Source organism: Amnimonas aquatica, from assembly GCF_002943415.1.
In the GTDB taxonomy this organism is placed as follows: domain Bacteria; phylum Pseudomonadota; class Gammaproteobacteria; order Pseudomonadales; family Moraxellaceae; genus Perlucidibaca; species Perlucidibaca aquatica_A.
Map to the genome: position 1 here is coordinate 1 of NZ_PTQZ01000024.1, position 12,493 is coordinate 12,493.

Genomic DNA, 12,493 nt, shown 5'->3' on the forward strand with positions numbered 1-12,493 from the left:
GCAGACGGTGCAGATCAGTGCCGACGGCGGTGCCCGCGGCGAGGGCCGGGTCTTGTTCGTGCAGCCGGAGCTGGATGCCGCCAGCCGCAGCGGTTCGGTGCGTGTGGTGCTGGGCAATGCCGGCGGTCAGTGGCGCGCGGGCCAGTTCGTGCGCGCCCGCCTGGTGCAGGAGACCGGCGAGGCGGCCGGGGGCACGGTGCTGAGTGTGCCGCAGTCGTCCATCCAGACCGTTGACGGCAGACCGGTGGTCTTCGTCGCCGGCGATGACGGCATCCGGGCGCGGCCGGTGCTGACCGGCCGGCGTGATGGCGACCGCCGCGAGATCGTCTCCGGCCTCGATGCCGGCGAGCGCTACGTGACCGGCAATGTCTTCGTGCTCAAGGCCGAGCTGGGCAAGGAGGGCGCCGAACATGCGCACTGACATTTCCCGGCGGGCGAACCGCCACCCGAGGGCGGGAGGGCGCCATGCTTGATGCCATCCTGCGGGTTTCCCTGGCGCGCCGGCACCTGGTCGTGCTGCTGGTGCTCATGCTCGCCGCCGTCGGCCTGTTCATGTTGCAGAAGCTGCCGATCGACGCGGTGCCGGACATCACCAACAACCAGGTGCAGATCAACACCGAGCTGTCCGGGCTGTCGCCGGAGGACATCGAGAAACAGGTCACCTGGCCGATCGAGAGCGCGCTCGCCGGCACGCCGGGGCTGGTGTCGACGCGCTCGCTGTCGCGCAACGGCTTTTCCCAGGTCACGGCGGTGTTCCGCGACGACGTGGACATCTACTTCGCGCGCAACCAGGTCGGCGAACGCCTGAACGAGGCGCGCGACAGCCTGCCGCCGGGGGCCGCGCCACGCATGGGCGCGATCTCCACCGGCCTGGGCGAGGTCTACATGTGGGCGGTGCGCTACCGCGAGCCGGAGGCCGGCGAGTCAGCCGGCGCGGCCGACGCCGGTGGCACCGTGGCGCGCGACGGCGAGCCGGGCTGGCAGCGTGACGGCAGCTACCTGACGCCGGAAGGCGAATACCTGCGCACGGCGGTCGCGCGCGACGCCTACCTGCGCACGGTGCAGGACTGGATCATCGCGCCGCAGCTGCGCAGCGTGCCGGGCGTGGCCGGCATCGACAGCATCGGCGGTCACGAGAAGCAGTTCCACGTGCTGCCGGACCTGCTCAGGCTGCGCGCGCTCGGGCTGTCGGTGACCGACCTCGCGGCGGCGCTGGAGGCCGCCAACCAGAGCCGTGGCGCCGGCGTCATCGAGCAGAACGGCGAGGGCTATCTGGTGCGCCTGGACGGCCGCCTGCGCGGCGAGGCCGACATCGCCGCGGTGGTGGTGGCGACGCGCGGCGGCGTGCCGGTGCGCATCTCCGACGTGGCGCAGGTGGAGGCCGGCGCCGCGCTGCGCACCGGCGCGGCGAGCGAGAACGGCCGCGAGGTGGTGGTCGGCACCGCGCTCATGCGCATCGGCGAGAACTCGCGCACGGTGGCGCTGGCGGTCGACCGGCAGATGGAGCAGATCCGCCGCAGCCTGCCGCCGGGCATCGAGGCGCAGACCGTGCTCGACCGCAGCCAGCTCGTCAACGCCACCATCGCCACGGTGGTGAAGAACCTGAGCGAAGGCGCGCTGCTGGTGATCGTGGTGCTGTTCCTGCTGCTCGGCAACATCCGCGCGGCGCTGATCACCGCGGCGGTGATCCCGGTCACCGTGCTGCTCATGGGCACCGGCATGGTCCAGGCCGGCATCAGCGGCAACCTGATGAGCCTGGGCGCGCTCGACTTCGGCCTCATCGTCGACGGCGCGGTGATCATCGTGGAGAACTGCCTGCGCCGCCTGGCCGCGCGCCAGCATGCGCTGGGACGGCCGCTGGCGCTCGACGAGCGCCTGTCCGAGGTGCTGCAGGCCACGCGCGAGATGGTGCGTCCGTCGGTGTTCGGACAGGCCATCATCATCACCGTGTACCTGCCGATCCTGGCGCTGGAAGGCACCGAGGGACGCATGTTCCACCCCATGGCGATGACCGTGATCATGGCGCTGGCGGTGGCCTTCGTGCTGTCGCTGACGCTGGTGCCGGCGCTGGTGGGGCTGTGCTTCACCGGCTCGGTGACCGAGCGCGAGAACCGCTTCCTGGCGCGAGCCCGGGCCTGGTACGTGCCGGTGCTGGACTGGGCCATGCGGCAGCAGCGCAAGGCCCTGGGCGTGGCGCTGGCGGCGTTCGCGCTGGCGCTGGTGGTGTTCACCCAGCTCGGCCAGGCCTTCGTGCCGACGCTGGACGAGAAGAACATCGCCATGCACGCGCTGCGCATCCCCAGTGTCGGCATCGGCCAGTCCGCCGACATGCAGCTGCAGGTGGAGCGCGTGGTGGCCGGCTTCCCCGAGGTCGCCTTCGTGTTCTCCAAGACCGGCACCGCCGAGATGGCCGCCGACCCCATGCCGCCGAGCGCTTCCGACACCTTCATCATCCTGCATCCGCGCAGCCAGTGGCCGGACCGCGGGCAGACCAAGGCCGAGCTGATCGCGCGCATCGAACAGGCGGTGGGCGAGCTGCCGGGCAACAACTACGAGTTCACCCAGCCCATACAGATGCGTTTCAACGAGCTGCTCTCGGGGGTGCGCTCGGATGTCGCGGTCAAGGTCTTCGGCGATGACTTCGCGGCCATGCAGGACACCGCCGAGCGCATCGCGGCGGTGCTGCGTGGCGTCGACGGCGCCAGCGATGTCCGCGTCGAGCAGGTGCAGGGGCAGACGCTGCTGGACATCCAGGCCGATCGCGAGCTGCTGGCGCGCTACGGACTGACGCTGGCTGGCCTGCAGGACCTGGTGGCGGCGGCCATCGGCGGCCGCGAGGCCGGGGTGATCTTCGAGGGCGACCGCCGCTTCGATGTCGTGGTGCGCCTGCCCGAGGGCGCGCGCACCGACCTCGACCTGCTGCGCGCGCTGCCGGTCCCGGTGCCCGCAGCCGTGATCGGCGGCGCGGCCGGCGCCCAGGCCTTCGTGACTTTGGGCAGCGTGGCGACGCTGGAACTGCGCGACGGCCTGAACCAGGTCAGCCGCGAGAACGGCAAGCGCCGCATCGTGGTGCAGGCCAATGTCCGCGACCGCGACCTGGCCTCGTTCGTGAACGATGCCCGGACCGCGATCGCTGCCGGCGTCGCGCTGCCGGCCGGCAGCTGGCTGGCCTGGGGCGGCCAGTTCGAGAGCCTGCAGGCGGCCAAATCGCGGCTGATGCTGGTGGTGCCGGCGTGCTTCGCGCTCATCCTGGCGCTGCTGTTCATGGCGCTGGGCACGCTGCGCCAGGCGCTGCTGGTGTTCAGCGCGGTGCCGCTGGCGCTGACCGGCGGCGTGCTGGCGCTGTGGCTGTGCGGCCTGCCGTTCTCGATCACGGCGGCGGTGGGCTTCATCGCGCTGTCAGGCGTGGCGGTGCTCAACGGCCTGGTCATGATCAGCCGCATCAACCAGCTGCGCGCCGAAGGGCAGGCGCTGGAAGTGGCGGTGCGCGACGGTTCGCTGGCGCGCCTGCGGCCGGTGCTGATGACCGCGCTGGTGGCGGCGCTGGGCTTCGTGCCGATGGCGCTGGCCACCGGTACCGGCGCCGAGGTGCAGAAGCCGCTCGCCATCGTGGTCATCGGCGGCCTGATCAGCAGCACGCTGCTGACGCTGATCGTGCTGCCGGCGCTTTACCGGCTGGTCGAGGGCCGCCGGGCCGGGGAGCGGGCGGCGCCGCGCTGAGTCCCCGCGGCCCGGTGCGCTATGCCGGGCCGCGCTGGCCGAGGTGACGGGTTTTCCGGCCTGCGGGCGGGAAAACCCGTTTTTTCTTGTGGTCTCTACAATCCGGCAACATTCCGCTGCAAATCTCCCAACAAGTTCCCCCGGCTGATGACTAAAGCCCGACAGATGCGGGCCGACAAAGCTAGCAAGCTCACTGAAAACGTCATCAGCAGGAACAAGGACATGAAGTTACTCATTGCCGACGACAGCAAGGCCATGCGCCTGGTGATCGGGCACATGCTGCGTCAGGCCGGCTACCGCGGCCACGACATCGTCGAGGCGGCCGATGGCGACGAGGCGCTGGCGGCGATCCGCAAGGAAGATCCCGACCTGATCATTTCCGACTGGAACATGCCCGGCAAGACCGGCATCGAGGTCCTGCAGCAAATGCGCAGCGAGGGCATCGACACCACCTTCGGTTTCGTCACCACCGAGGTCAGCCAGGAGATGCGCACGCTGGCGCAGGACTCCGGTGCCGCCTTCCTGATCGGCAAGCCGTTCACGCCGGAAGACTTCCAGCGCGCGCTGGACGACTACCTGGGCTGAGGAGGACCGCCATGCCGTCGTTGCCGACTCCCGATGCCGTCAGCCAGACGCTGTCCACCTTCCTGCGCCGCGAGGTGTTCGTGCGCGAGGTGCCGGTGAACGCGCGTCCGCCGGTGCTGGGCATCTACAAGTCATCGTCCGGCGCGCCGGTGGCCGTGTGCGCCTCCGACATCGCTTTCGCCGCCTTTTCGTCGGCAGCGTTCGCGCTCATTCCCGCGCCGGTGGCACGCGACTCGGTCAAGGCCGGGGCGCTCGAGGAGGGGCTGGGCGAGATCTTCGCCGAGGTGCTCAACGTGCTGTCACGGTTGTTCGCCAGCCACGAGGGCGTGCGCGTGACCCTGATGCAGACCGTTTTCCCGCCGGCGCCGCTGCCACCGTCCGGCAGTCAGCCGGCGCCGGGCGGCGAGCTCGGGCTGGAAATCGACATCGATGGTTATGGCAAGGGCCTGCTGGTGCTGGGCCTGCTGGGGGCGGCATGAGTCTCGACATGGACATGAGCGAGTTCCACGCCATCTTCTTCGAGGAGGCGGCGGAGCATCTGGCCAGCCTGGAAGCGCTGCTGGTCGGCCTTGACCGGATGAACCCGGACAGCGAAGCGCTCAATGCCATTTTCCGTGCCGCGCATTCGATCAAGGGCAGCAGTGCCACCTTCGGCTTTCCCGACATGGCGGCGGTTACCCATGATCTGGAGACCCTGCTCGACCGCGTGCGCAAGCAGGAGCTGGTACTGACCGAAGTCATGGTCGACATCACGCTGGAGGCACGCGACGTGCTGCTGCTGCAGCTCGCCGCGCACCAGGGCGGCGAGCCGGTGGCGCAGGCGCTGATCGACGACCTCTGCGAACGTGTGCGCGCGCTGGCGCATGGCGAGGCCGGGCCGGTGTCGACGCCGGCACCCGCGCCCGATGCTGCGTGCGACAAACCGGCGACCGCCGTGCGCTCCGCAGATGACGGCGCCAACGCCGCAGTGGCGGAGGAGGCCGCGCCGCGCGCGCTGCGGAAAAAGCCCGCGTTCTTCTGCAACATGCCGGCGCCGGACCAGGCCGCGCCCGCCGTGACGCAAGCCGCCGCTGAAGTGCCCGAACCTCGGCCGGCCGCCCCGGCCGGACAGCCTGTCGCGCAGCCCGCGCCGGCGCGCGCCGCGGCGCCGGTGCGCTCGCTGGAGTCATCGTCGATCCGCGTCAGCGTGGAGAAGGTCGACCAGCTCATCAATCTGGTCGGCGAGCTGGTCATCACCCAGTCCATGCTGGCGCAGACCGCGCAGAGCGGGCTGGCCGGCGACAGCCTGGACGATGAGCGGCTCTACGAGCGCCTGCAGCAGCTGGAGCGCAACACGCGCGAGCTGCAGGAGTCGGTGATGAGCATCCGCATGCTGCCGGTGAGCGCGGTGTTCAACCGCTTCCCGCGCCTGGTGCGCGACCTCGCCGGCAAGCTCGACAAGCAGATCGAGCTGCGCACCTTCGGCGAGGCCACCGAACTCGACCGCGGCGTGATCGAGAAGATCACCGATCCGCTCACGCACCTGGTGCGCAACAGCGTCGATCATGGCATCGAGTCGCCGGCCGAGCGCGAGCAGGCCGGCAAGCCGGCGAAGGGCGTGCTGACGCTGTCGGCCTACCACCAGGGCGGCAGCGTGATCATCCAGATCCAGGACGACGGCAAGGGCCTGGACCGCGAACGCATCCTGGCCAAGGCGCGCGAGCGCGGCCTGCCGGTGTCGGAGAGCCCGGCCGACCAGGAAGTCTGGAACCTCATTTTCGCGCCCGGCTTCTCCACCGCCGAGGCGGTCACCGATGTCTCCGGCCGCGGTGTCGGCATGGACGTGGTGCGGCGCAACATCGAGAGCCTGGGCGGGCGCGTCGACATCGCTTCGCAGCGCGGCCAGGGCACCACCATCTCCATCCGCCTGCCGCTGACGCTGGCGATCATGGACGGCATGTCGGTGGGCATCGGCGACCAGACCTACATCGTGCCGCTGACCGCCATCATCGAGTCGCTGCGGCCGCAGGCCGCCGACGTCAAGGCGCTGGTCGGCCACGACGGCAGCAAGGGCCGCCTGGTGCACGTGCGCGGCGAGTACCTGCCGCTGGTGGCGCTGCACGAGGTGTTTGCGCTGACGCCCAAGACCGACCGCCCGGAGAAGGGCATCCTGATCATCGTCGACACCGAGAGCGGCCGCGCCGCGCTGTTCGTCGACGAGCTGCTGGGGCAGCGCCAGGTGGTCATCAAGAGTCTCGAATCGAATTACCGCAAGGTGCCGGGCATCTCGGCCGCGACCATCATGGGCGATGGCAGCGTGTCGATGATCCTCGACGTGTCCGAGGCCGTGCGCCTCGGCCGTCGCCACGGCCTTGCCAGCTACCCGATGGCCTGCGCCGTCTGAAGGAGTGCGTGAAATGGAACGTTTGCAGCAGGGCGACGGCAAGAGCCGCACCGGTCAGGAGTTCCTGACCTTCGCGCTGGGCGCCGAGGAATACGGCATCGACATCCTCAAGGTGCAGGAGATCCGCGGCTACGAGAAGGTCACGCACATCGTGAACGCGCCCGGCTTCATCAAGGGCGTGATCAACCTGCGCGGGACCATCGTGCCGATCATCGACCTGCGCCTGAAGTTCGCGCTCGGCAGCGCCGAATACACCGCCTTCACCGTGGTGATCATCCTCAATGTCTCCAGCCGCGTGGTCGGCGTGGTGGTCGACAGCGTGTCCGACGTGATCCAGCTCGACCCCGAGGATATCCGCGAGGCGCCGGCGCTGAGCAGCACCGACCTGGATACCCGCTTCATCCGCGGACTGGCCACGCTGGGCGAGCGCATGGTCATCCTGATGGACATAGAGGCCCTGATGAGCAGCCCCGACATGGCGCTGACCGGCAACGCACCGGCAGCGCACGGCGCCGATGCCGCCTGACGAATTACAAGGAGAACGATCATGCGCACCAACCTGCCGGTGACCGGCAACGAACGCTTCCTGGAAGAGGGCGAGTTCATCCTTTCCAAGGCCGACCTCAAGGGCAACATCACCTACATCAACCGCACCTTCATCGAGATGAGCGGTTTCACCGAGGCCGAGCTGGCCGGGCAGCCGCACAACATCCTGCGCCACCCGGACATGCCGCCGGAGGCCTTCCGCGACTTCTGGTCCACGCTCAAGGCCGGCAAGTCCTGGAGCGGCCTGGTGAAGAACCGCTGCAAGAACGGCGACCACTACTGGGTCCAGGCCAACGCCTCGCCGATCTGGCAGAACGGCACCATGATCGGCTACATGTCGGTGCGCACCCGGCCCGAGCGCAAGCTGGTCGAGCAGACCGAAGAGCTCTACCGCAAGATGCGCAACGGCGAGAGCCGGGTCACGCTGAGCGAGGGCCGGGTGATGCAGGCAGGCTGGCGCGGCCGCCTGCAGCGTTTCACCAACATCAGCCTCAAGCACCGCATGATGGCCACCTTCGCGGTGGTCGCCGGCTTCTGGCTCGCGCTCACCGCGGTGGCACTGCAGGGGGCAGGCGGCGGCGCCCGCGACCTGCTGCTGTCCCTGTCGGCGATCGGCGCCCTGGCCAGCGCCGGCATGCTCTGGCGCACCTACGGCGTGCTCGCGCGGCCGATCGACCGCATCCGCCGGCAGATGGTGGAGATCGCCAACGGCAACATGTCGCTGCTGGTGAGCAAGGACCGCAGCGACGAGATCGGCGACATGTCCGACGCCTTCAAGTCCATGTTCATCAAGCTGCGCTTCGACATGGCCGACACCCGCCGCACCGCCGACGCCGCCCAGCGCATGGGTTTCGCGCTCGACAACGTGTCCACCGTGGTCACGGTGTCGAACGAAGAGAACAATCTGATCTACATGAACCACGCCGGCCGCCGCCTGTTCGAGGGCATCTTCAAGGGGGCCGCCGCCGTCGACCGCCTGTTCGGACACCCGATCATGGCGTCGCTGGAGGATCCGGCGCTGGTGGAGATCACCTCGGGCCGCCTGGACAAGCCGCGCTCCGCCGAAGGGCGTGTCGGCGACCGCATCATCCGCTTGTCCACCAACCCGGTGATCGATGCCCGCGGCGTGTACCTGGGCCGTGTCTGCCAGTGGACCGACCGCACCGTGGAGATCAACGCCGAGCGCGAGGTCGCGGGCATGGTCGAGGCCGCCGCTGCTGGCGACTTCTCGCGCCGCATCGACGAGAGCAACAAGGAAGGCTACTTCCGTACCCTGGCCGGCGACCTCAACCGCCTGGCCGAGGCCTCCGACAACAGCCTGTCGGACATCGTGCGCGTGCTCAACGCGCTGGCGCAGGGCGATCTGACCCAGACCATCGAGCGTGACTACCAGGGCACCTTCGCCCAGCTCAAGCACGATGCCAACGCCACCGTGGCGCAGCTGAAGAGCATCATCACCACCATCACCGAGGCCACCGACGCCATCAACAGCGCGGCCAAGGAGATCGCCGCCGGCAACGCCGACCTGTCGCGCCGCACCGAGTCGCAGGCCGCCAGCCTGGAGGAGACCGCCTCCAGCACGGAAGAGCTGACCAACACCGTGCGCAACAACGCCGACAACGCCACCCAGGCCAGCCATCTGGCACGCACCTCGTCGGAAGTGGCAGATCGCGGCGGCAAGGTGGTCAGCGAGGTGGTGAGCACCATGGGTGCCATCGCCGAGTCGTCGAGCAAGATCGCCGAGATCATCAGCGTCATCGACGGCATCGCCTTCCAGACCAACATCCTGGCGCTCAACGCCGCCGTGGAAGCGGCGCGCGCCGGCGAGCAGGGCCGCGGCTTCGCGGTGGTGGCCGGCGAGGTGCGCAACCTGGCGCAGCGCTCGGCGTCCGCCGCCAAGGAGATCAAGGAGCTGATCTCGGAGTCGGTGACCAAGGTCTCCAGCGGCTACAAGCTGGTCGAGACCGCCGGCCAGACCATGCAGGAGATCGTGTCGTCGACGCAGCAGGTGGCATCGATCATGACCGAGATCTCGCAGGCCTCGGAGGAGCAGCGCAACGGCATCCTGCAGCTCAACAACGCCATCGGCAGCATGGACGAGACCACGCAGCAGAACGCCGCGCTGGTCGAGGAGGCTGCCGCCGCCGCGCAGTCGCTGGAAGACCAGGCGATGAACCTGACCCAGGCCGTGGGCGTGTTCCGCATCAGCGAGCGCGGCGAGCGCCAGGCCGGTCTCGGCGCGCGCAATGTCGAGCGGCTGCCGGTGCGCGCGGTGCGCCCGGTGAAGGCCAAGTCCTCGTCGGCGGCCGCGAAGCTCGACGACGAGTGGGAAGAGTTCTGAGGCCGCCGGCCGGCTCCGTGACGGGGCCGGCCAGGGGCCGGGCGAGGATGGCTTGAAACCACATGTCGGCATTCTGGATGCATCAAGGGACGGCAGTCGCAACTTCGACTTCTCGCTGTCCGATTTCCGTCAGGTCCAGCGCCTGATCCTCGACCATGCCGGCATACGGCTGGCCGACACCAAGCAGGACATGGTGTACAGCCGCATCATCCGGCGCCTGCGCGCCACCGGCATCGGCAGTTTCCGCGACTACCTGTCGCTGATCCGCACCGATCCGGCGGAGTGGCAGGCCTTCGTCAACAGCCTGACCACCAACCTGACCTCGTTCTTCCGCGAGGAATACCATTTCCCCATCCTCGCCGGCATGCTGCGCGCGCACGGCGGTGGCGAGTTCCGCATCTGGTGCAGCGCCGCCTCGACCGGCGAGGAACCCTACTCGCTGGCGATCACGGCGCTGGAGACGCTGGGGCCGCAGGCGCTGTCGCGTGTGCGCATCATCGCCACCGACATCGATACCCAGGTGCTGGCGAAGGCGGAGGCGGGCGTCTACAGCAGCGAGCGCATCGAGCGCATGGATCCGCGCTACCGCAAGTACTTCCTGCGCGGCACCGGCACCCGCGCCGGCATGGTCCGGGTCAAGCCGGAGCTGCAGCGCATGATCAGCTTCCGCCAGCTCAACCTGCTGGCCGACGACTGGCCGCTGGACGGCCGCTTCGACGCGCTGTTCTGCCGCAATGTGCTGATCTATTTCGACAAGGATACCCAGCGCCGGGTGCTGGAGCGCTTCATTCCCTACATGACGCCGGAGGCGCGGCTGTTCATCGGCCACTCCGAGTCGCTGCTGCACCTGGGCGAGCTGTTCAGCCTGCGTGGCAAGACCGTCTACGAGCTGCGCCGGCCGGGACGCTGATCATGACCAGGATCGTGCAGCGGGCCGTGCGTCGCGGACAGCCCTTGCCGCCCGGCGAGGAGTTCCTCGCCACCAAGCGTTTCCGCGACCACCAGTTCAAGTGCGACGTGATCAAGATCATGCCGGGTGAGTTCTATGTCGCCTCCGGCAATGTCGCGCTCGCCACGGTGCTGGGTTCCTGCGTGTCGGCCTGCATCTGGGACCCGATCACGCGCATCGGCGGCATGAACCACTTCATGCTCGCCGGCAGTCGCGGCGGGCTGGCCAGCATGCGCTACGGCGACTACGCCATGGAGACGCTGATCCGCCACGTGCTCGCGGCCGGCGCGCTCGGCAACAGCCTGGAAGCCAAGATATTCGGCGGCGGCCGCGTGCTCAAGGGCATGACCAGCACCGATGTCGGCGGCGACAACATCCGCTTCGTCATCGACTACCTGCGCGAGCAGGGCATTCCGATCACCGCCCGCGATCTGGGCGACACCTGCGCGCGCAAGCTCTATTTCTTCCCCGACAGCGGCCGCGTGAAGCTGCGCCGCATGCATTCGGAAGAGAGCCTGGATGTCGTGCGCGAAGAACTGAACTACAGACAGCGCATCGTGCGCGAGGCATGAACATGACAGCGGCCCAGCGTGGTGTTTCCCCGGATGGCCAGATACGCGTCCTGGTGGTCGACGACTCTCCCTCCATGCGGCTGCTGCTGCAGCAGATGATCAACCGCGAGCAGGACATGCGCGTGGTCGGCACGGCGCCGGATCCGCATGCCGCGCGCGAACTGATCAAGCAGCTGCGGCCGGACCTGATCACGCTCGATGTCGAGATGCCGGGCATGAACGGCCTGGAGTTCCTCGACCGCCTCATGCGCCTGCACCCCATGCCGGTGCTGATGATCTCCAGCCTGACCGCTGAAGGCAGCGAGCAGAGCCTGCGTGCGCTGGAGCTGGGTGCCGTCGACATCATCCGCAAGCGCGCGCTGACGCCGAAGAGCGAGTTCCTGGCCATGGCCGCCGAGGTCGCGGACAAGATCCGCGCGGCCTACCAGGCGGTACCGCACTTCCGGCGCCGGGCGCCGCTGCGGCAGGTGTCCGCGCGTCCGCTGGTGCATGCCGGCGCGCGCTTCGACCGGCGCAAGGTGGTGGTGGTCGGCGCCTCCACCGGCGGCACCGAGGCCATCAAGGATTTCCTCGAGGTCATGCCGCCGGGCTGCCCGCCGATCCTGCTCACCCAGCACATGCCGGAGGATTTCACTTTCCGTTTCGCCAAGCGCCTGAACGACTGCTGCGCGATCCGGGTCAAGGAGGCCGAGGCCGGTGAGCGCCTGCAGCCGGGCTGGGCCTACATCGCGCCCGGACATTCGCACATGCTGGTGCGGCGCGTGACTGGCGGCGGCTACGAGACCGTGCTGTCGCAAGGGCCGGAGGTGAACCTGCACCGGCCGGCGGTGGATGTGCTGTTCGATTCCGCCGCCGAGGCGGTCGGGCGTCATGCCGTCGGCGTGCTGCTGACCGGCATGGGCAAGGACGGCGCCGCCGGGCTGCTGCGCCTGCGGGAGTCCGGCGCCACCACGTTCACCCAGGATGAAGCCAGCTGCGTGGTCTTCGGCATGCCCAGGGCGGCGCGCGAGCTCGGCGCTTCCTGCGCCGAAGGGCCGCCGGCACGGCTGGCCGACCTGGCGCTGGCGGCGCTGCGCGACCGGCCGGAGGAGGTGTCCTGAAGCGGCGCCGGCCGGGCTGCGCCGCGCCATGGGGCAGGGCCGGACCGCAGACTATCGGCAGTGGCGGCGGCGGACACGCCCCGGCATTTTTTTGACGATCCCGCGTCGACTGTCGGGCAAATGACGCGCGGCTTTTGTTTTTCTTTGTATCTTGCTGTTTTCAATAAATAAAATTGTTGGCACACGGGTTGCTTGAGTGCTGTGTGGCTGGCATTCGGGGTATCCGCTCATGATCAAGAAAATCGTACTGTTCGGCCTGCTGGGCGTGCTGCTGCTGGCGGGCACCGTGATCGGCAC

The 12,493-nt window shown here is 68.9% G+C and carries 10 protein-coding genes; all 10 read left to right on the forward strand.

The genetic code is table 11. The features are described 5' to 3' along the window. A partial coding sequence (locus tag C5O18_RS10305; RefSeq protein WP_420884463.1) for an efflux RND transporter periplasmic adaptor subunit occupies window positions 1-421 on the forward strand: 421 nt, incomplete at its 5' end. A 44-nt stretch (window positions 422-465) separates the two neighbouring features. Then, the gene (locus C5O18_RS02185; RefSeq protein ID WP_105191233.1) at window positions 466-3,720 is read left to right on the forward strand and encodes an efflux RND transporter permease subunit; all 3,255 of its coding nucleotides are present in this window, start codon (window positions 466-468) and stop codon (window positions 3,718-3,720) included. Window positions 3,721-3,942: 222 nt separating this feature from the next. After that, window positions 3,943-4,305 (forward strand): response regulator, encoded by a 363-nt coding sequence (locus tag C5O18_RS02190; protein WP_105191234.1) that lies wholly within the window; start codon window positions 3,943-3,945, stop codon window positions 4,303-4,305. 11 nt (window positions 4,306-4,316) lie between these two features. Continuing rightward, window positions 4,317-4,784: a hypothetical protein gene (locus C5O18_RS02195; RefSeq protein WP_105191235.1), complete on the forward strand. Its 468-nt coding sequence runs from the start codon at window positions 4,317-4,319 to the stop codon at window positions 4,782-4,784. After that, complete coding sequence (locus C5O18_RS02200) at window positions 4,781-6,688, forward strand: chemotaxis protein CheA (RefSeq protein ID WP_105191236.1); 1,908 nt, start codon at window positions 4,781-4,783, stop codon at window positions 6,686-6,688. Before C5O18_RS02195 ends, C5O18_RS02200 begins: the two co-directional genes overlap by 4 nt. A 13-nt stretch (window positions 6,689-6,701) precedes the next feature. Continuing rightward, on the forward strand, window positions 6,702-7,214 hold the full coding sequence (locus C5O18_RS02205; protein ID WP_105191237.1) for a chemotaxis protein CheW: 513 nt from the start codon (window positions 6,702-6,704) through the stop codon (window positions 7,212-7,214). A gap of 21 nt (window positions 7,215-7,235) precedes the next feature. Beyond that, window positions 7,236-9,575: a methyl-accepting chemotaxis protein gene (locus C5O18_RS10975; protein ID WP_105191238.1), complete on the forward strand. Its 2,340-nt coding sequence runs from the start codon at window positions 7,236-7,238 to the stop codon at window positions 9,573-9,575. Between the two features lie 52 nt (window positions 9,576-9,627). Then, a complete protein-coding gene (locus tag C5O18_RS02215) occupies window positions 9,628-10,485 on the forward strand; it encodes a CheR family methyltransferase (protein ID WP_241146703.1) in 858 nt (285 codons plus the stop codon). 2 nt (window positions 10,486-10,487) lie between these two features. Continuing rightward, window positions 10,488-11,096, forward strand: a complete 609-nt coding sequence (cheD, locus tag C5O18_RS02220) for a chemoreceptor glutamine deamidase CheD (protein ID WP_105191239.1) — start codon at window positions 10,488-10,490, stop codon at window positions 11,094-11,096. Continuing rightward, complete coding sequence (locus C5O18_RS02225) at window positions 11,093-12,196, forward strand: protein-glutamate methylesterase/protein-glutamine glutaminase (protein ID WP_206389690.1); 1,104 nt, start codon at window positions 11,093-11,095, stop codon at window positions 12,194-12,196. Before cheD ends, C5O18_RS02225 begins: the two co-directional genes overlap by 4 nt. Window positions 12,197-12,493 lie beyond the last annotated feature (297 nt).